At 55.0% G+C, this 20,742-nt stretch carries 14 protein-coding genes; 6 read left to right on the top strand and 8 right to left on the bottom strand.

Features of this window, described 5'->3' with window-relative positions:
• Positions 1–33: 33 nt before the first annotated feature.
• Both BMW31_RS02880 and BMW31_RS02875 read right to left on the bottom strand, forming a co-directional pair.
• On the bottom strand, positions 34–1,008 hold the full coding sequence (locus BMW31_RS02880) for a polyprenyl synthetase family protein (RefSeq protein WP_091821040.1): 975 nt from the start codon (positions 1,006–1,008) through the stop codon (positions 34–36).
• 78 nt (positions 1,009–1,086) lie between these two features.
• Positions 1,087–1,812, bottom strand: a complete 726-nt coding sequence (locus BMW31_RS02875) for an energy transducer TonB (RefSeq protein ID WP_091820847.1) — start codon at positions 1,810–1,812, stop codon at positions 1,087–1,089.
• Between the two features lie 116 nt (positions 1,813–1,928).
• Here BMW31_RS02875 and porQ point away from each other — a divergent pair, with 116 nt between their 5' ends.
• Both porQ and cmk read left to right on the top strand, forming a co-directional pair.
• A complete protein-coding gene (porQ, locus tag BMW31_RS02870; RefSeq protein WP_091820845.1) occupies positions 1,929–2,876 on the top strand; it encodes a type IX secretion system protein PorQ in 948 nt (315 codons plus the stop codon).
• Positions 2,877–2,916: 40 nt separating this feature from the next.
• Entirely contained in the window at positions 2,917–3,609 is a 693-nt protein-coding gene (gene cmk, locus BMW31_RS02865; protein WP_091820843.1) for a (d)CMP kinase, read from the top strand.
• Positions 3,610–4,313: 704 nt separating this feature from the next.
• Here the strand turns inward: cmk and clpB are convergent.
• The gene (gene clpB, locus BMW31_RS02860; protein WP_091821038.1) at positions 4,314–6,902 is read right to left on the bottom strand and encodes an ATP-dependent chaperone ClpB; all 2,589 of its coding nucleotides are present in this window, start codon (positions 6,900–6,902) and stop codon (positions 4,314–4,316) included.
• A gap of 365 nt (positions 6,903–7,267) precedes the next feature.
• Here clpB and BMW31_RS02855 point away from each other — a divergent pair, with 365 nt between their 5' ends.
• The 4 genes from BMW31_RS02855 to BMW31_RS02840 all read left to right on the top strand — a co-directional run bounded on the left by BMW31_RS02855 (position 7,268) and on the right by BMW31_RS02840 (position 16,322).
• Positions 7,268–8,776, top strand: a complete 1,509-nt coding sequence (locus tag BMW31_RS02855; protein ID WP_091821036.1) for a glutamine synthetase family protein — start codon at positions 7,268–7,270, stop codon at positions 8,774–8,776.
• A gap of 187 nt (positions 8,777–8,963) precedes the next feature.
• Positions 8,964–14,381 carry an alpha-2-macroglobulin family protein gene (locus BMW31_RS02850; RefSeq protein WP_317039767.1) on the top strand — a complete coding sequence of 1,806 codons (5,418 nt, stop codon included), beginning with the start codon at positions 8,964–8,966 and terminating at the stop codon, positions 14,379–14,381.
• A gap of 13 nt (positions 14,382–14,394) precedes the next feature.
• Entirely contained in the window at positions 14,395–15,459 is a 1,065-nt protein-coding gene (locus tag BMW31_RS02845; protein WP_091820840.1) for a DUF1573 domain-containing protein, read from the top strand.
• Positions 15,456–16,322 carry a 4-hydroxy-3-methylbut-2-enyl diphosphate reductase gene (locus BMW31_RS02840; protein WP_091820838.1) on the top strand — a complete coding sequence of 289 codons (867 nt, stop codon included), beginning with the start codon at positions 15,456–15,458 and terminating at the stop codon, positions 16,320–16,322. Before BMW31_RS02845 ends, BMW31_RS02840 begins: the two co-directional genes overlap by 4 nt.
• 596 nt (positions 16,323–16,918) lie before the next feature.
• Here BMW31_RS02840 and BMW31_RS02835 read toward each other — a convergent pair.
• The 5 genes from BMW31_RS02835 to BMW31_RS02815 form a co-directional block, all read right to left on the bottom strand.
• Positions 16,919–17,896: a sensor histidine kinase gene (locus tag BMW31_RS02835; RefSeq protein WP_091820836.1), complete on the bottom strand. Its 978-nt coding sequence runs from the start codon at positions 17,894–17,896 to the stop codon at positions 16,919–16,921.
• 8 nt (positions 17,897–17,904) lie between these two features.
• Positions 17,905–18,564 carry a response regulator transcription factor gene (locus BMW31_RS02830; RefSeq protein ID WP_091820834.1) on the bottom strand — a complete coding sequence of 220 codons (660 nt, stop codon included), beginning with the start codon at positions 18,562–18,564 and terminating at the stop codon, positions 17,905–17,907.
• A gap of 88 nt (positions 18,565–18,652) precedes the next feature.
• On the bottom strand, positions 18,653–19,090 hold the full coding sequence (locus BMW31_RS02825; RefSeq protein ID WP_091820832.1) for a pyridoxamine 5'-phosphate oxidase family protein: 438 nt from the start codon (positions 19,088–19,090) through the stop codon (positions 18,653–18,655).
• Entirely contained in the window at positions 19,090–19,545 is a 456-nt protein-coding gene (locus BMW31_RS02820; RefSeq protein WP_091820830.1) for a ferritin-like domain-containing protein, read from the bottom strand. The genes BMW31_RS02825 and BMW31_RS02820 overlap by 1 nt, the downstream gene beginning before the upstream one ends.
• A 704-nt stretch (positions 19,546–20,249) precedes the next feature.
• On the bottom strand, positions 20,250–20,729 hold the full coding sequence (locus tag BMW31_RS02815; protein WP_091820828.1) for a dihydrofolate reductase: 480 nt from the start codon (positions 20,727–20,729) through the stop codon (positions 20,250–20,252).
• Between the last annotated feature and the right edge of the window lie 13 nt (positions 20,730–20,742).

Genomic DNA, 20,742 nt, shown 5'->3' with positions numbered 1-20,742 from the left:
GTTTATGGTTCTTGTTTATCAAAAAGGCAGCGTTCAGAACTTGCGTTTCATCATTCGCTCGGCGTAGGTGCGCAGTTCGGCCTTGCGGTCGTCGGCCACCTGCACGGCGTCCAGGTACTTCCGGCTTTGCTCAAAGTATTGGGCAATCTTCTGCTGGGCCAGCTTGTCTACGCCAATCTCATTGTAGAGCTGCGTTACGGCGGCAATTTTCTCCTGGGCGTCAAAGGCTTTGGCGTCCGTCCAACGCTGCAGCTCGCTGCGCTGGTGCGCGTCGGCGTGGTTGAAGGCGTTGATGAGCATGTAGGTTTTCTTGTTGGAGATGATGTCGCCCCCGATAGCTTTGCCAAACACCCTGGTGTCTCCGTAGACGTCTAAGAAGTCGTCCTGCAGCTGGAAAGCCAGCCCTATCAGCTCGCCGAACCTGTAGAGATTGTCGGCGTCAGCTGCCGGTGCATCGGCCAGAATGCCGCCCGTCTTCATGGCGCAGGCCAGCAGCACGCTGGTCTTGAGGCGTATCATTTCGATGTACTCGTCCTCAGTAACGTCGTTGCGGCTCTCGAAATCCATGTCATATTGCTGTCCTTCGCCTATCTCCAAGGCCGTTTCGGTGAACAGGTCGATAACAGGCTTGAGCTTGCCGGCATCACATTGCGCCATGAGTCGATAGGCCAGCACGAGCATGGAGTCGCCGGAAAGGATGGCGGTGTTGGCATCCCACTTCTTGTGAACGGTCTGGTGGCCGCGCCGAAGGTCGGCGTTGTCCATCAAATCATCATGCAGCAGGGTGTAGTTATGGTAGGTTTCGAGCCCGCAGGCGGAGCTCAGGATGCGTTCGGGGTCGTCTTTGTACAGGTTGTAGGCAAGCAGCATCAGGACCGGCCGTATGCGTTTGCCGCCTAAAGAGAGTACATAGCGGATGGGAGCGTATAGCGTTGAGGGCCTCCGGTCATAGGGGAGGCTGTCGAGATACGCGTTAATCATCTTCTGGATTGCGTCGGCTGTTAACATCATTGATATGGTTTTCGGTTTACAGTTTATTGTTTCAGCACCGTTGCCGGCCGCGAGCGTGGCAGCGTGAGGCCGCCGTCAGAGCTTGAACACGATGGGAATGGCGAACATGGTGCGGCAGGGCTGGTTGTTTTCTATGCCCGGTTTCCACTTCGGCATCATGCGAACCACGCGCATGGCTTCGCGGTCGAGCGACGGATCTACGGACTTTTCGACCTTTGCGTCGGTAATGGAGCCGTCCTTGTTGATGATGAACGACACCACCACCTTGCCCTCTATCTTCTGCCGTTGGGCCATGACGGGATACTTCAAGTTGCGGTTCAGCCACTTCATCAGTTCCACCATGCCGCCCGGAAACTCAGGTATCTGCTGCACGATGCGCACATGCAGCGGGTTGTCATCCGGCACCTGAACCTGTGCCTGCGCAGCTTCTTCCTGCTTGCTGTCAGTCTTTCCCTTTACGGCAGCAGCCTCTCCGGTGTCCTGTGCGTCAGGGTCGGCGTTGGGCGTTATCTTGTCCGATGTCTCCACAGGCTTGTCCACAATCTTCAATTCCTCCGTTACGGCGGGCGAGGCAGGCTTCGGCGCGGGCACTGTTATCATGTCCTCCTGGTCTTTATCGGACAATAGTTCCATCTCCTCGGCCAGGTCTTCCATCGCCGTATCATCGTTTTCTTCCGCCCGGTTGTTTGAGTTGTATTCCAAACCCACGAAGAGCAGGGCGAGCACAAGGATGAGTCCTAACAGGAACCCCTGCGTACGGCTGGCGTCGGAACTGGCTTTATGTGCTTTTTGTTTTTCCACTTTAGAGTCTATACACTAAAAAAGCGACTTTCTCGTTATTACATCGAATTCACCTACAAATTTAACTCAGATATTTGAAAAAAGGCGTATCTTTGCCAAATAATTAGGAAATTTAAATGAAAAAAGTTGTTTTCGCGCTTCTCGTTACGCTTTTCGCACATGCTGCCAACGCGCAGGAGAGCCAGACGCTGTATAACTTCCTCCGTCTGCCTGTGAGTGCCCATGCCGCTGCCTTGGGTGGAGACAACGTGACGCTGATAGAGGACGACGAGGCGCTGATATTCAACAATCCCGCCCTCTTGTCGTCGGTGAGCGACAAGACCATCAACCTCAACTACATGAACTACATGTCCGGAGCCCACGTGGCCAGTGCTGCGTTCAACCGGAACTACGGCGATAGGGCCAGTGCAGCTGTCTCCGCGCAGTACATCAGCTACGGAACGATGAAGCAGGTTGACGAGAACAACGTGCAGACGGGCGACTTCTCGGCCAAGGACATCGCCCTGGCGGGCTACTTCTCCTACATGCTCACCGACCGCCTTGCAGGCGGAATAGCGGCCAAGTTCATTACTTCATACATCGGCGACTACAACTCCATAGCCGTGGGTGTTGACCTCGGGCTCAACTACTACGACGATGAACGCGAGTGGTCGCTCTCGCTCGTGGCCCGTAACCTGGGCGGACAGCTCAAGGCCTACGATGATGAATACGAGAAGATGCCCATCGACGTGCAGGCCGGTGTGAGCAAGCGGCTCACGCACACGCCGTTCCGCGTCTCGGCAACGCTCGTTGATCTCAACCACTGGAACTACAAGTTCATCAACCACTTGGCAGCAGGCGTGGACGTGCTGCTCTCGGAGAGCATCTGGATAGGCGCCGGCTACAACTTCAGGAGGGCCGATGAAATGAAGACGAACCGCGACACCGACAACGAGAGCAGCCACGGGGCAGGGTTCTCACTCGGCGCAGGAGTGAACCTGGAGCGCTTCAAACTCAACCTCGCTTACGGCAAGTACCACGTCTCAAGCAGTTCGATAGTGGTCAATCTGGCCTACTCCCTGTAACCCGGCGACATCATTCAACGACAAGATATACAACAAGGATATGAAAAAAATAACCATAGCAATCGACGGACTCTCCTCCTGCGGCAAGAGTACCATGGCCAAAGACCTGGCCAAAGAGATAGGTTACGTGTACGTAGACACAGGCGCCATGTACCGCGCCGTAACCCTCCACGCCCTGCGCAAGGGGCTTTTCAATGCCGACGGCACCATCCGCACGGCCGAGCTGGAGGCCGAAATGCCTGCCATCAGCATCTCCTTTAAGTTCAATTCGCAGACCGGCAGGCCCGACACTTACCTCAACGGCGAGCTCGTGGAGCAAGAGATACGCTCGCTCGAGGTGAGCTCCCGCGTCAGTCCCATTGCCACTTTGCCCTTTGTGAGGAAAGCTTTGGTGGCCCAGCAGCAGAAGATGGGCGAGGACAAAGGCATCGTGATGGACGGGCGCGACATCGGTACGGTGGTCTTCCCCTATGCAGAACTCAAGGTGTTCGTAACCGCCAGCGCCGAGGTTAGGGCGCAGCGCCGTTTCGACGAGCTCAAGGCAAAGGGCATGGAGGCCGACTTCGACGACATTCTGAAGAACGTGCAGGAGCGCGACTACATAGACTCGCACCGCGAAACGTCGCCTCTCCGCAAGGCCGATGACGCCATCGAACTGGACAACAGCCACCTGACGATAGAGCAGCAGAACCAGTGGCTGCTCGACAGATACCGCGAAGTAGCCACCGAGTAACCTGCTCCGGGTTTGCAGGTCCTGTTTTCAGACATCGTAACAAAGTAATTTTTAACCGTTAATTCTTACTTTGTTACTTTGTCTTTAACCTTACCTTACTTTGTCTTTAAATTGCAAAAAGGAAGCCGCAGAATAACAGCCTGCTGCTTGGAGGTGCCTTTCAAGCTCCCTGAATGATGCTTTCAAGAGCCTTGATGGATACGTTCAAGAGGCTTGAATGGCACCTTTTGCTTCTTTGTTTGTAATGTATTGATTTCTAACAGTTTACAAACTGGTGCTTGATTAACTGCTTCACAGTGTGTCATCCCCTCCTCCGCCTCCCCTTAAAAAGGGAAGGTTACCGGCTTGTTTGGCAACTGTTATTTCTGTGTTTGTTCTTATTTAAAAGCCGAAATGTAGTAATCAGTTCCTCCCCTTAGAAAGGGGAGGGTAGGAGGGGATGATATTCAGCAGCTGTGGCTTGCACTTTGCAGTGTGTCATCCCCTCCTCCGCCTCCCCTTTCCAAGGGGAGGTTACCGGTTTGTTTGGCAACTGTTATTCCGCAAACGGCAGTTTTAAAACTGGGGCGGAGATACTACCAAGGGGCAAAGAAACATAAAAACGAAAAGACAGTGAGGAATGTAAAAAGCCCTGCCGGATGCTTACGTCCGGCAGGGCTTGCTGTTATAGTGAGCCTTCCCGCCAGGAGCGGGAAAGCGGAAGATTAGTTGCGGAAAGTGAGCTGACCGTTAGCGGCATCTACGATGATGGGCTTCTCGCGCAGAACTTGCTCTGCCAAGAGCTTCTTACCGAGCTCATTGAGCACGTAATCCTGTATGGCCCGCTTCACCGGTCGGGCTCCGAACTCGGGGTCGTAGCCCACATCGGCCAGGAAGTCGACGGCATCCGGCGTCCATTCCAAGTCGAAGCCCTGCGGCTCCAGCATGCTCTTTACGCGCTTCATCTGCAAGATGACCACCTTCGAAATCTCCTCTTTGGTAAGCGGCAGGAACATGATGGTATCGTCGATGCGGTTCAGGAACTCCGGCCGGATAGTCTTCTTGAGCATCTCCATCACGCGGTTGCGGGTGTCGCTGATAACCTCCTCGCGGTTATAGTCGTTGAGGTCGGCGAACCGCTCCTGTATGTACTGGCTGCCGAGGTTGGAGGTCATGATGATAATCGTGTTCTTGAAGTTCACCACACGGCCCTTGTTGTCGGTCAGCCGGCCATCGTCCAGCACCTGCAACAGGATGTTGAACACGTCGGGGTGGGCCTTTTCAATCTCGTCGAACAGCACTACGCTGTACGGTTTACGCCGCACGGCTTCGGTCAGCTGGCCGCCTTCGTCGTAGCCAACGTAGCCCGGGGGCGCTCCGATGAGTCGCGACACGCTGAACTTCTCCTGATATTCGCTCATGTCGATGCGCGTCATCATGTTCTCGTCATTGAACAGATAGTCGGCCAGAGCCTTTGCCAGCTCGGTCTTGCCCACGCCCGTTGTGCCCATGAAGATGAAGGAGGCGATGGGCCGCTTGGGGTCTTGCAGGCCGGCGCGCGAGCGGCGCACGGCGTCGGCTACGGCCGTTATGGCCTCGTCCTGGCCAATGACGCGGCGGTGGAGTTCCTCCTCCAGATGCAGCAACTTGTCGCGTTCGCTCTGCATCATGCGCGTAACGGGAATGCCGGTCCAGCGGCTCACCACCTCTGCTATGTCGTCGGCAGTCACCTCCTCGCGTACCATGCCCTCGCCGCCCTGCGTGGCTTTGAGTTGCAGTTGTATGTTGTCGATGTCGTCCTGCAGGCTTTTCAGCTTGCCGTAACGTATCTCTGCCACGCGCTCATAGTTGCCCTCGCGTTCTGCGCGCTCGGCTTCAAACTTCAGGTTCTCCATCTCCTGCTTGTCCTGTTGTATCTTGTTCACGAGGTTCTTCTCTGCTTCCCACTTGGCGCGGAAGGCATGCTCCCTCTCTTTAAGCCCCGCTATGTCCTTGTCCAGCTGCTCAATCTTGGGCTGGTCGTTCTCCCTTTTAATGGCTTCTCGCTCAATTTCGAGCTGCTTGAGGTGGCGGGTAATCTCGTCGAGTTCCTCCGGCACCGAGTCTCTTTCCATGCGTAGCTTGGCTGCGGCCTCATCCATGAGGTCGATGGCCTTGTCGGGCAGGAAGCGGTCACTGATGTATCGCTCCGACAACTGCACAGCAGCAATGCACGCGTCGTCCTGAATACGCACCTTGTGATGGTTCTCGTAGCGCTCTTTCAGGCCGCGGAGGATGCTTATGGCGTCAACTTCATCGGGCTCATCGACCATCACCGTCTGGAACCGACGTTCCAACGCCTTGTCCTTCTCGAAGTATTTCTGGTACTCGTTCAGCGTCGTTGCGCCTATTGCACGCAGCTCTCCGCGGGCCAGGGCGGGTTTGAGAATGTTGGCGGCATCCATCGCTCCCTCGCCTCCTCCTGCCCCCACGAGGGTGTGGATTTCGTCGATGAAGAGGATGATGTTGCCCTGCGCGTTCACTACTTCCTTGATAACGCTCTTCAGTCGCTCCTCAAACTCGCCCTTGTACTTAGCTCCGGCCACCAGTGCACCCATGTCGAGCGAGTAGAGTTGCTTGTTGCGGAGGTTCTCGGGCACGTCACCGCGCACGATGCGCTCGGCCAGTCCCTCTACGATAGCTGTCTTTCCGGTTCCCGGCTCGCCGATGAGGATGGGGTTGTTCTTGGTCCGGCGCGAGAGTATCTGCAGCACGCGGCGTATCTCCTCGTCACGACCAATGACGGGGTCGAGCTTGCCCTTGCGCGCTTCTTCTACCAGATTCTTGGCATACTTGCTCAAAGCCTGATAGTTCTCGTCGGCCGATGCGCTCTGCACCTTTTGCCCTTGCCGCAACTCCTGGATGGCTTTGGTGGTGTTGGCAGCGGTGAGTCCGGCATCTTTCAGGATGCGCGAAGCCGTTGAGTTGACCTGTAACAGCGCCATGAGCATGGGCTCTATGGAGACGAAATCATCGCCCATTTGCTGCGAAAGGTCCATTGTCTTCTCGAAAACCTGGTTGGTCTCGTTCGAGAAATAGGGCTGTCCGCCCTGCACCTTGGGCAGATGGTCGATCTCGCTCTGCACGAGCGACTCTGTCTGCATGGTGTTGACGCCCGACTTCTGGAATATGAAGTTGGTCACGTCGCGGCCTTTCTGCATGATGCCTTGCAGCAGGTGCACCGGCTCAATGGCCTGGTTGCCGGCCCGCTGAGCCGTGTTCACGGCCTCCTGAACGGCCTCTTGTGCCTTGATGGTGAATTTGTCGAATGTCATATCTTGTTCTCCTTTCGTTTCTTTCAGTTTCGTTTTATCCATCCATCTGCACGCAAAGGATATGCCGAAGCCGGCTTTTACGCCAAAGACAGAAACGGGTCTGCCATTTTGTCGTATTGCTCCCCCAAAACTGCAGCTATCGTTCAAGCCCCTTGAAGCTGCCCTTCAAGCGCCTTGACCCATAGCTTCAAGCGCCTTGAACGGCATGTCCGCGAAAACCGCCTGCCGGCAGCGCTTCCGCCAGAGCGTGCAACGGCAAATACCGATGCGAGGAGATAAATAAGTAGGAAAATGTTTTGCGAGCTGATTTTTAATGCCTATATTTGTACACTCGCTAACCAGCTATCACTTCAACAAATAATATGATGAACAACGACACATTAGCTTTGAACGCCAACAAGGTGGTGGCCTACCTGCAGAAGCCCGCCACAGAGTTTACGAAAGAAGACATCATCAGCTTCATTGCACATCATGACATCCGCATGGTGAACTTCATGTATCCCGGCGGCGACGGCAAGCTGAAGACCCTGAACTTCGTGATAACCAACGAAGCCTACCTGCGCACCATCCTCACCTGCGGCGAGCGGGTTGACGGCTCCAGCCTCTTCGACTTCATCCAGGCCTCCAGTTCCGACCTGTACGTGCTCCCCCGGTTCGCTACGGCGTTTGTAGACCCCTTTGCGGAGATACCCACCTTGAGCATGCTATGCTCGTTCTTTGACAAAGACGGCAGACCTCTGGAGAGCGCTCCGGAGCACACTTTGGCCAAAGCCTTGGATGCCATGAGGGCCACAACGGGCATGGATTTCCATGCCATGGGCGAGCTGGAATACTACGTCATCAAGCCTTCGGAGAACGTCTATCCCGCCATCGACCAGCACGGCTACCACGAGAGCATGCCTTATGCCAAAACTAACGACTTCCGTGCACGCTGCATGGACTACATCGCACAGTGCGGCGGGCAGATAAAATACGGCCACTCGGAGGTGGGCAACTTCACCCACAACGGCCTCACCTACGAGCAGAACGAGATTGAGTTCTTGCCCATTCTCTGCACGCAGGCCGCCGACGAGCTGCTGATAGCCAAGTGGGTGATACGCAACCTGGCCTACCGCGAGGGTCTGGACGTAACTTTTGCACCCAAGATAACCACGGGCAAGGCCGGCTCGGGCCTGCATATACACATGCGACTGATGAAAGACGGCCGCAGCGTGATGACCAATGCCGACGGCACTCTGAGCAACGAAGCCCGCACGGCCATAGCCGGACTGATGGATGTGGCACAGGCCATCACCGCCTTCGGCAACAAGAACCCCACCTCTTACTTCCGTCTGGTGCCCCATCAGGAAGCACCCACCAACGTGTGCTGGGGCGACCGCAACCGCAGTGTGCTGGTCCGGGTGCCGCTGGGGTGGACTTCGGGCGTTGACATGAGCCGTGCGGTGAACCCGCTGGAGCATGAGGAAGAGCTTGATACGACCGACAAGCAGACCTTCGAGATGCGTTCGCCCGATGGTTCTGCCGACCTCTACCAGCTCATTGCAGGCCTCTGCGTGGGCTGCAGGCACGGTTTCGAGATGGCAGATGCGCTCAACGTGGCCGCCAAGACGTATGTTGACGTGAACATACACAATGCAGAGAACGCCGCGAAGCTGGCCACCCTGCAGGAATTACCCGACAGTTGTGCCGCCAGTGCCGACTCTCTGGAGGCCAAGCGCAGCATCTTCGAGGCCCACGGTGTGTTCTCGCCGGCCATGATAAACGGCATCCTGAGCCAGCTGCGGGCCTTCAACGACCGCACGCTGCGGCACGACATAGAGGGCAATCAGGAAAAGATTGCCGCGCTGGTGGAACGCTTCTTCCACTGCGGATAGCAGCCGGCACTTCCACGAAGGGCTCCGGCCATCATCAAACGGAGAATGTACGGGCTTCGGAGCTCGTACATTTTTTGTTTATTTATTTGCTGTTACAAGACTTTTGTCGTAACTTTGCAATAATTAAAAAGCGTCGATTATGAAGAAAATCCTCATATCCCTGATAGTTGTTTTAATGTGTTTACCAATGGCTATGAATGCAGACGGCTATACAACTTTATGGAAGCAGTACGAAGCGGCGGGACGTAAAGACCTGCCAAAGACGCAGTTGCAGATTCTTGGCAACATTGTAGGCAAGGCTTCAAAGGAGCAGAAGTACGGCCATCTGCTCAAGGCACAGCTGCTGGAAATACAGCTGCAGCTGGCCGTTTCGCCCGATTCGCTGCTGCCGATGCGCGACAGGCTGGAGGCCGAAGAGGGCAAAGTTACCGACCGGGTGCTGGCAGCAGTCTATCAGTGTGCCCTCGGCAAGCTGTACGAAACGGCCGGCACCGAAGCCGAAACCAACGGAACGAGGAGCCGGGAATACTTCAAAAAGGCGATGGAAAATCCCGAACTGCTGGCCAAATACACCGTAACGGACTATCTGCCGCTGCTTGTCGACGGGGTAGACAGCCGCATCTTCGCCGACGACCTGCTGCACGTGATAGGTTTCGAGGCCCGGGATTACAAGACGCTTCACGACTACTACCTGGCCCGGGGCAACCGTGCGGCGGCCTGCATCTGCGCCTACGAGCTCTCGCAAAAGGAGCGCCATGAGGACGTAAACGAGATACATAAGTCCAAATACCTGCAGAAGATAGACTCGCTCATTGAGGTTTACAAGGACTTACCCGAAGCCGGAGAGCTCGCCATAGAGCATTACAACTTCATCAGTCAGGCTACCGACGCCACTGCTCAGGACAAGATGCGCTACATCAACTATGCCTTGAGTCGCTGGGGTGCCTGGCCGCGCATGAACATACTGCGCAACGCACAGAGCGACCTGACCCGACCGGAATTCAATGTCAGCATCGGCGACGAGCTCTCTCTGCCCGGCAAGCCGCGCAAGGTGCTTGTAAATTCAGTGCGGAACATCAACACGCTGACCATGAACGTTTACAGGCTGAAGGCTAAAGGCGATACAAAGCTGGACCCGCAAGGTACCGAACACTACCGCAAGCTGATGGAGGGAGCCGTCCCGGTGCCCGAAGCAACGCAGAGCCTGAAGTATTTCGGCATGCCTGCTTATAAGGAGATAACCGACACCATGACCATAGCGCCGCTGCAGCCTGGTGTGTACATGGTCGAGATATCGACCGACAACAAGGCCATTCAGCCCCAGCGCAGCCTGCTGCACGTGAGCAACCTTTTTGTGATAAGTGAGGAGCTGCCGGGCAAGAACATCCGCATAGCCGTGGTCGATGCCACCAACGGCCGCCCGGTTGTCGGTGCCAAGGTGCGCCTGACTACCCAGAACTACTACGGAAAGGCAGATGAAGTGCAGACGCTTACATGCGGTGCCAACGGCGAAGCTACGCTCACATACTCTCAACGCGAACCCAACAGGGTCTATGTCTATACGGACGACGACGTGTTTGCGCCCGAGATAGGCTTCGGAAACTCCTTTTCTTATTACGATGTGAAGAACGACCGCAAGGTTGCCGACCTCTTTACCGACCGCCGTATCTACCGGCCGGGCCAGACGGTGCACGTGGCCGCGGTGGCTTACACGGTGCTTCGGCAGCAGGAAACACAGGCTGACGCCGGCCGGCAGCTCAAGTTTACGCTCCGCGATGCCAACTACAAGCCCGTTGCCGAGAAGCAGGTAACGACCGATGACTATGGAACGGCATCGGTGGACTTCACGCTCCCGCAGTCCGGTCTTACGGGTGTGTTCACTGTCGAGACGCCTAACGGCTCAACCTACTTCTCGGTCGAGGAATACAAACGCCCCACTTTCCAAGTTGAATTTGATGAGGTAAAGCAGAAATATGAGAATGGCGACACCTTGACGGTGGTGGGTCATGCCCGCAGTTTTGCAGGAGTGCCCGTGCAGGGTGCGGTGGTCAAGTACACCGTGGAGCGCCGTCCGTCTTCCTGGTGGTGGTATCGGGCGGCCAATGACCGTACGGTTATCCTGCTGAGTGATACCCTGAAGACCGACGACAAGGGCGAGTTCCGCGTCCGTATGCCCATGGAATTGCCCGTTACACTGGACAACCGGCATCCCCGTTTCTATCGTTTCTCCGTCAGCGCACATGTTACCGACGCAGCCGGAGAGAGCCGGGAAGGGGAGATGAGCCTGCCGTTGAGCACGCATCCAACGGCTTTCAGCTGCGACATTCCGCAGAAGTCGGAGCTCGATAGCCTGCAGTCGTTCTCTTTCAGCTATAAGAACAATGCCGGAAAGGACATTCCCGGCGTGGTAAAATACGCCATCGACGGCAAGAACTACGAAGCAAAGGCCAACGAAAAGATTGCGTTCAGCCCCCGCAAGCTGTCACTCGGTTCTGGCAAACACATGCTCACGGCCGTTTGCGGCACCGATACGCTGAAGCAGGAGTTCGTGCTCTTCACGATGGAAGACAAGCAGCCGGCCATAGAAACGCACGACTGGTTCTACCAAACGGCATCGGAATTCCCCCGCGATGGTGGTCCGGTGTACGTTCAGGCGGGTTCTTCGGACGAGGGACAGCACATCGTTTACACCATTCTTTCAGGCAACAAGGTTCTCGAAAGCGGTGTTATCGACCAGAGTAACGCCATTACCACCCGCCGTTTTACTTACCAGGAGTCGTACGGAAACGGCCTGCTGCTCACTTTCGCATGGGTGAGAGATGGCGTGCTTTACAGCCATCAGGCCGAAATCCGCAGGCCTCTGCCCGACAAACAGCTCAACATGAAGTGGACTACTTTCCGCGACCGGCTCACTCCCGGGCAAAAAGAAGAATGGACGCTGCATATCTCCCGCCCCGATGGCAAGGCTGCCCGGGCGCAGCTGTTGGCAACTCTGTACGACAAATCGCTGGACGAGATAACCGCTCATCGTTGGCATTTCAACGATGGCTTGTACCTTAATCTGCCTTCGACCCGATGGTCCGGAGGCAACTTCGATGCCGTTGGGCTTTACGGGTTCATGGATTTCGGGTCGTTGCCCGAGCGCCCGCTCGACTTCTCTCATTTCGATGAAGACTTGTTCGGCTACGCTCCGGTGGTTACAAAGGATGAACTTTTAGTGCTTGACAGTGCTCCCCGGGTGATGATTAGAGGCGGTAAGCAGACCAGAGTGGCCAATGCAAAGCTCGCAACCGCGCAGATGGCGGTTGTCGAAGCTGCTGCCGATACTGCTGCCGGAGATGCAGCAGCAGAACAAAAGGCGGCAGGCAGCGCTTCTTCACAGCTGCGTGAAAACCTCAATGAGACTGCTTTCTTCTATCCGAACCTGGAGACCGACGCCGCCGGCAACGTGAAAATAAAGTTCACTTTGCCAGAGAGTATCACCACGTGGCGCTTCATGGGCTTTGCTCATGACCGCGAGATGAACAACGGAATGACCGAGGCAGAGGCCGTGGCCAAGAAGACCGTGATGCTGCAACCTAACCTGCCGCGCTTTGTCCGCATGGGAGACAAGGCTCTCATTACGGCTCGTGTGTTCAATACTTCGGACAAACAGGTTAGCGGAACGGCCCGAATGGAACTCTTGGATGCCGAAACGCAGCAGCTTGTTTACAAGCAGAACTGCAAGTATCAGGTACAGGCAGGCGGCACGGCAACAGTCTCCTTCGACTACAAACCGCAGCAGGAAGGCTCGCTGTTGATATGTCGCATCGTGGCCGAGGGCAAAGGTTACAGCGACGGCGAGCAGCATTATCTGCCCGTTTTGCCTGATAAGGAGCTGGTAACCAATACCGTTCCCTTTACTCAAAACATGCCGGGAGTGAAACGCATCGACCTTTCGGCCATGTTGCCCGCCAAGCATGACAAATCCGTAAAATACACTTTTGAATATACCAACAATCCGGCATGGCTTCTCATACAGGCCTTGCCCACCGTTGCCCGTTACAACGACGCCAACGCCATCTCGTTGGCAGCGGCTTACTATGCCAACAGCATTGCGGCCGACATCCTGCACCAGAGTCCTGCCATCAAGCAAACCATTGAGCTGTGGAAGCAGGAGAAAGGCGCTGAGACATCGCTGATGAGCAGTCTGCAGAAGAATACGGACCTCCGGGAGCTGGTACTCAACGAGACGCCTTGGGTGGCCGATGCCGACCGCGAGGCTGACCAGAAGCAGCTGCTCATCAACTTCTTCGATGAGTCTGCACTCTCTCATGGCCTCATGTCATCCTTCTCGCAGTTGCAGAAACTGCAAAATCCCGACGGCTCCATTAGCTGGTGGCCCGGCATGAGGGGCAGTATGTACATGACGACTGCCGTTACCAAGATGCTTGTCCGCCTCAACACGATGACAGGCAAGCAGCCCGAAACCGCCCAGACCATTGACAACGCCTTCCGATACATGGACGGCAGGATAGCCGAAGAGGTGCGCGAGCTGAAGAAACTGCAGGCAAAAGGGCAGAAGAACCTCATTCCGAGCGAGACTGCCTGCGACTATTTGTACACCAACGCGCTGGCTAAGCGACGGTCGACGCCCAACATCACCTACCTCGTAGGCCTGCTGTCGCAGCAGCCCTCGCAGCTTACCATCTACGGAAAGGCCAACTCCGCCGTCATTCTCTCGCAGTACGGACACCGCGAAAAGGCAGCAGAGTACCTGCAGAGCATGAACGAATACAGCGTATATAAAGAGGAGACGGGGCGTTATTACGACACACCGAAAGCCCCTTACAGCTGGTTCGATTACCGCATTCCTACCCAGGTGGCCGCCATCGAGGCGCTCAAGGCGTTGAAACCTGCCGACAAGCAGACCGTTGAAGAGATGCAACGGTGGCTACTCCAGGCCAAGCGAACCCAGAGTTGGGACACTCCTCTGAACAGCGTAAACGCCGTTTACGCCTTCCTCAACGGCGAAACAGGCAAGCTCTCTGCGCTTTCCGGCCAGCTTGCTGCACTCAAGGTAGACGGCAAACGGCTCGACCTGCCAAAAGCAACGGCCGGTTTGGGCTATGTGAAGACAACGCTCAACGCCCCCGATGCCAAGCTCTTTGAGGCCGAAAAGCAGTCGGAAGGAACCTCATGGGGTGCCGTTTACGCCCAGTTCTATCAGCAGGCGGCCGATGTAAGCGCAGCTTCTGCCGGCCTCTCCGTAAAGCGCGAGCTGATACATGCAGCCCAACCGCTCAAGGTGGGCGACAAGGTAAAGGTGCGCCTCACCATCACCGCCGACCGCGACTACGACTTCGTTCAGGTTCAGGACAAGCGTGCAGCCTGCCTGGAGCCCGTCGGACAGCTGAGCGGTTACCGCAACGGCTACTATTGTACGCCGCGCGATAACGCCACGAATTATTATTTCGACCGTTTGCCAAAGGGCAAGCACGTGATAGAAACCGAATACTTTATCGACCGCACCGGTACCTACCAGACCGGCATCTGCACCGTGCAGTGTGCCTACAGTCCCGAGTTCTCGGGCCGGGCAGCCGCTCAGGTCATCGAAGTAGAATAAGAACCAGAACTGCATGAACATGAAACTGATGATAGCATCGTTGCTGCTGGCGGGCTGCCTGAACCTCTCCGCCCAGCAGATAACCGTGCAGCAGGACGTGATAGACTGCGGACAAATCATGTTCCGCAAGCCTTTTGCCGTGGAGTACGACCTGCAGAACACCGACACCAAGCCGCTCGCCATCCGCGAGGTACGCACCAGCTGCGGCTGCACTGCGGTAGATTATCCCCACAGCCCCATCCCTGCAGGCGAACACTTCAAGGTCAGGGCCGTTTACGATGCCAAGCAGATGGGCCATTTCCTCAAGCAGATAGGCCTCTACGCCGGTGCGTCGAACCAGCCCGTAATGCTCTCTCTGCGCGGCGTGGTGGTAGCTGAAGCGGTTGATTTTTCGGGCAACTACCCCTTTGCCATCGGCAGCATACTGGCCGATAAAGATGCTGTGGAGTTCGACGACGTGAACAGCGGCGACCGCCTCTTCCAGAAGATACACGTGATGAACAACTCTTCGGAGACCGTGCAGCCCGTCGTGATGCACCTGCCCGGCTACCTGCAGGCGCAGGTGTCGCCGTCTAAGATAGCGCCGGGGCATGCGGGCGAAATCACGCTCTTGCTCGATTCACGCCTCTTGCACAATAATGGGCTCACGCAGACATCCGTCTATCTCGGCATGTTTCCCGGCGATGTAGTGTCGCCAAACAAAGAGATACCGGTCTCGGTGGTGCGCTTGCCCAACTTCAGGAGCTTCAACGAGCAGAACATGGAGCTTGCTCCGCACCTGCAACTCTCTGCCGACACGCTCGACTTAGGTGCCTTTGGCAGCAAGAGCAAGAAGAAAGGAGAAATCCTGGTGCGCAACACCGGCCGCACAACACTTGACATCTCCAACCTCCAGATGTTTACACCAGGCCTCGAGGTGTCGCTCGGTTCGCGAAAGATAGCTCCCGGAGAGGAAACCAGACTCAAGGTAACGGCCGTGGCGAAGGAGCTGCGCCGCCGGCGTGCAAGGCCCCGCGTGCTCATGATAACCAACGACCCGGCACGCCCCAAGGTCGTTATCGTAATCCAGATAAAATGATTCAGATAGAAATAGACAATGGCAGCGGCTTCTGCTTCGGCGTGACCACGGCCATCAAGAAGGCCGAGGAAGAACTTGCCGCGGGCAAGACACTCTACTGCCTGGGCGACATCGTGCACAACGGAATGGAGGTAGAACGCCTCCATACACGCGGACTTGTGACCATCAACCACGAACAAATGAAGGAGCTACACGACGTCAAGGTACTGCTGCGGGCTCATGGAGAACCGCCGGAGACCTACGAACTGGCCAAGAGAAACAACATAGAAATCATTGATGCCACGTGTCCGGTGGTGCTGCAGTTGCAGCGGCGCATCAAGAAACAGTTCGACAGCAACCCGCAGGCGCAGCTCGTCATCTTCGGAAAGAACGGCCACGCCGAGGTGCTTGGCCTCGTTGGACAAACGCAGAGTAAAGCTATCGTCATCGAGAAGTTCGACGACGTGCGCCGTCTCGACTTCTCCCGCGACATCTACCTGTACTCGCAGACCACGAAGAATCTGGACGAATTCCACCGCATCATTGAGTATATACAAGACCATATCGCGCCAGGAGCCACCTTCCGGAGCTTCGATACCATCTGCAGACAGGTGGCTAACCGCATGCCCAACATAGCTCGCTTTGCCTCGAAGCACGACATCATTCTCTTTGTCAGCGGCCGCAAGAGCAGCAACGGCAAGGTTTTGTTCAACGAATGCAGGAGCGTGAACCCCAACAGTTACCAGATAGAACGGGCCGAGGAGATTGACATGGCCTGGCTGCAGGGCGTATCGACCATTGGCATCTGCGGCGCCACGAGCACGCCCAAGTGGCTCATGGAGGAGTGCCGGGACTACATCAGGCGCCGGGTAGGGTGCCAGTAGCCGGGCTCCTGCGGCTTAAAGACAGAGTAACAGAGTTCTAAAGACAGAGTAACAGAATAACTTCAAACAGCGAAAAATTATTCTGTTACTTTGTCTTTTTTGTTTTTCGACAGCGCTTCCTCCCTTTGGAAAGAGGCCCCGAAGAATGGGCCGTCACGCTGCAAAGTATGGCCTGCGCCTGCTGAACATCATCCCCTCCTAACCTCCCCTTTCCAAGGGGAGGAACCGCAGGGTGCATTTTAAATTATGAGTACGAACAATCAAGGGATAAACAGCAGAAAAGCAAACCGGTATCCTCCCCTTGGAAAGGGGAGGGTAGGAGGGGATGATAGGTCCAAAATTTATCCTTTCTGTAGTTAATCAACAAGCTATTGGAAATCAACCAGTTAAAGGCAATGACGTAAAAGGTATGCTTCAAGCCGATTGAAAGCATCCTTCAAGCGCCTTGAAGGTATGTTTCAAGAGGCTTGAAGCATAGCTTTTGCAACACAATAGATATTTCGGCTGTTTTCTGAAGCCATGCTCCAAGGAAACAAAAACACGTTTCAAACGGTTCGCCTTTTTGCAAAATACGAGAAAGGTGAACCGTTCTCCCGTCATTGCTTCTTGACATTTCGCCTGGCGGGAAGCCTTACTTGCACGATGGTGGGGCCTTCGCTGCTGCTCGTGAGCGACACTTTGCCGCCCAGCAGGTCAGTCATGCGGCGCACGATGGCCAGCCCCAGTCCGTAGCCTTTTACCTTCTGGCTGCCCGTGGCGATAGAACGGTAGAAGGGGTCGAACACCTGTTCGGCCTCTGCCTTGGGTATGCCCGGCCCCGAGTTTTCAACTTCCAGCAGCACGGAGTTCTTCTCCCGGGTGGCACGCAGGTTCACGTTTCCGCTCTCGTTGCAGTATTTGGCGGCGTTCGATATCAGGTTAGAGAGTATGGCCAGCATGGCCGAGCGGTCGGTCTGCATGGTGAGTGCGGCGGGCGATACGTCGACGCTTATCTTGATACGGCGCTGCATGAGCTGGTCGGCGTAGTTGCTGCAGGCCTCGGTCATGAGGTCAGAGACCGAGTAGTCGGCATATATCAGCTGCAGTTTGCCGCTTTCTACGCGCGTGAGGGTGAGCAGATTGTCCACCATCTCGTTCATTCGGTCCACTACCTGTATGCTCTCCGTAATCTTGCGGCGGTACTCCTCCTCCGTCCGTGGCTTGCGGATGAGCACTTCGAGCGACCCTTTGATAACGGCCAGCGGCGTGCGCAGCTCGTGTGAGGCGTAGCTGGTAAACGCCTTCTCGCGCTCCAGAGCCTGGGTAAGCGGCTGGATGCTCTCCCTTGCTGCATTGCGCGAGATGTAGTAAAGGGCAACGAGCGAGGCCACAGCACCGGCACAGATGGCGGCGCAGAGTATGAGCAGCATCTGGAAAATGTCGTTGTCGGTTACTGTTTGGCGTACAGCAACGTGCTTCACTTCCACGCCCACAACGACAAGAACGAAGAGGCAGAACAGTATCGTGATGCCTCCTGTGCGCAGCAATACCTTTCGGGCAATGCGTTCCTGGTATTTCTTTTGTTCTTCCATCATGTTTTCGGTTAGTCTTCTGCTATGAAGCCAACGCCGCGTACGGTCTTGATGTAGCCGTCGGCCTTCATGTCCAGCTTCTTTCGCAGGGCGTTCATGAACACGTCTATCACGCCGGTATCGTACTGGAAGTCGATACCCCACACGTTCTTGATGATGTCCTCGCGCGTGCAGACGTGTCCTTTGTGGCTGATGAAGTAGGCCAGCAGGTCGAATTCACGCCCCGTGAGTTTCACGTGTTTGCCGTTTCTGGTCACCTGATAGGTGGTTAGGTTCTGCTCAATGTCGCCCAACCGCAGCACGCGGTCGTCCTGCCGATTGCGGAAATGTATCTTGATGCGTTCGGCCAACTCATCGAACGAGAACGGCTTTTTGATGTAGTCGTTGGCGCCGGCACGCAGTCCGCTGATGGTTTCTTCTACTGTATCGCGGGCCGTAAGGAAGAGTATGGGCGTGGTGGTATCGCCGAGTCGGATGCGGTTGCATACCTCCAGGCCGTCCAGTACGGGCAACATCCAGTCCAGCAGGATGAGGTCGGGCCGCCATTCGGCATAAGCGTCGAGCGTTGCCTGCCCGTCGGTAGCCACGCGGGTCTGGTATCCTTCGTCCTCCAATCCTTCCTGCAGGAAGGTGTAAATACCCGGTTCGTCTTCCACTATGAGTATCTTCATGCTGCAAAGGTAATGATTAAGAATGAAAAGAGGTGCAAGTGAAGTATCTTATCACCCGCACCTCCATGAATCAAACGTCTGACTTTGTTTAAAAACTGTAGGTCTCTCCGCCCTCTGACAGGCCCTGGCTGATAACTGCAGTGGCATTGGTGACTTTCATCATCACGAAGTTCTGGTATCTTTCTCCGGCCACATCCTTCAGCGAAGGCATCTTCTCGGCCATGGCGTTGCGCACTTCCTGGCGGTCGTCCTCTGTCAGTTGGCAGGTAAGACGAAGCTGCTGGCCTTTGTTGAACGTTGCGATTTTGGCTTTGGGATTGCTTTTCAGCTGCTCCACGGCATTGGTTCTGCGGAATGCCATGATGTAGAGGTTGCCCTCGAAGAGCAGACTCGTGCCGTAAACACGCACGCGCGGCTGGCCGTCTTCTACTGTTGCAAGATAGTAGGTCTTGGCATTATCCAAGAATTCATATACTCTTTGTACAGCTTCCATGTTCTTAGTTCCTTTCTTGTTGGTTCTTTTCATTACAGCTGCCGGATGAGCCAGTTCTGCTCGCCGATGCAGTTGATGAGGCCAATCTGCTCCTGGCTCCAGTACAGGTCTTCCTCCTCGTCCTTTAGATAAACCTTCAGAATGTCGTATGTCGTTACGTCTTCCTTCACTTCTTCCATCTTTTGGCGCAGCAACTCAATGCCGTCAACGCTTACCTGGCAGTCGTTCTTGATGTATTCTATTGGGTTTTCTACCACCTGTTCAGGCTGAGTTGCCTCAATCTTTACCTGACCTCCGAGGTCCAGAATGCGCTGCATGAACTGGTCTACATAGCCTAACTCCTCGCTGGCGTGGTCGGCGTACTTGGTTGCCAGCTTGCTGAAGCCTAACGAACCGAATACTTTACCCTGCACGCGGTGGGCAAATGACTGGGCGTTTAGGCCTGTTGTAAAGAACTGTAATACTTCAATTGACTTTGTTGCATTCATGTTTTATTTCCTTTCTGTTATTTAAATTGTTTTCTATTGATGATGCAAAGGTACGCCGAAAGCGGCAAAGTAACCTTAAGATAGCCTTAACCTTTCCTTAAGATTTCATTAAAACGCAGTGCTGTCAGTACACACCTATTTATATATAGGCACTAAAAAAGAGAACCTCTTCTCCCGAAGAAGCCCTCTGCTAAAAAACAGTAATTAACTCAAAATTTATAATCTATTGTACTAACTTGCTTTATTTATGCTTGCAAATGTATGAAAAAGATTTGAAAGTTGAAAGCATTTGCGAAGAAAAATGCCGCTTCTTTAAGAAAAAACGTCATTATTCGGATTATTTGTTATAATCTTGCAGAGAGAATAAATTAAACTTCCAATGAGAGAGATATACCTGACCGGCGCTTGAAGATGAAGCCGTTGGCGCCCCTCTACCGTTTTTGATAAACGGCTTCGGTGGTTTTCTGTGGTCACCTTCGCCTTGTTTTCCGTCCGCTGAAGGTTACTTGTGCTGCACCATCAAATGCGGGAAAGAACTTTCGACACTTGTCGCATAATCGTTCGACAGGTGTCACACAATCGTGCGACAAGTGTCGAAAGTTCCTGAAGGATAGCTTTTAGCTCCTGATAAAAAGTGTTTGAGCACTTGCGCGGCCGTCTTTTCCGCTCTCAAAGTGCAGCTTCGCAGCAAGTGAATGGCGGCTTTACCTCACGTAGTCCACAAATGCGTAGCGGTAGGCATGCTTCTCGTCGGGCTCATGTTGCTCTCTGCCGGCCTCTTTCCAGTCATCATAGGGCGGGAAGAAGGCATCGGCCTGAGCCGGCGTATCGTCCACTTGGGTTAGGCAGAGACGGCTGGCAAGGCCCATGGCCTGCTCGTACACGCTGGCTCCACCTATTATATATATGTCCTCTTCGGCGTTGCAGTGGGCCAAGGCTTCATCGAGCGAGGCGTAACAGTCGCACCCCTCAAAGTGTTTCTTGCTCCTGCTAAGCACGATGTTGCGCCTGTTTGGCAGCGCTCCTTTGGGCAACGACTCGAACGTTTTGCGCCCCATGATGATGGTGTGGCCCGTGGTGAGCGCCTTGAAACGTTTGAGGTCGTTGGGCAACCAGTACAACAGGCGGTTCCGGTAGCCAATGGCACGGTTGCCGGCCACGGCTGCAATGATGGTGATGGTCATTGTTCTTGCTTCT

Source organism: Prevotella sp. kh1p2 (assembly GCF_900111525.1).
Lineage (GTDB): Bacteria > Bacteroidota > Bacteroidia > Bacteroidales > Bacteroidaceae > Prevotella.
Note: the sequence above shows the minus strand (reverse complement) of the source record. Positions and strands in the feature narration are given on the sequence as shown.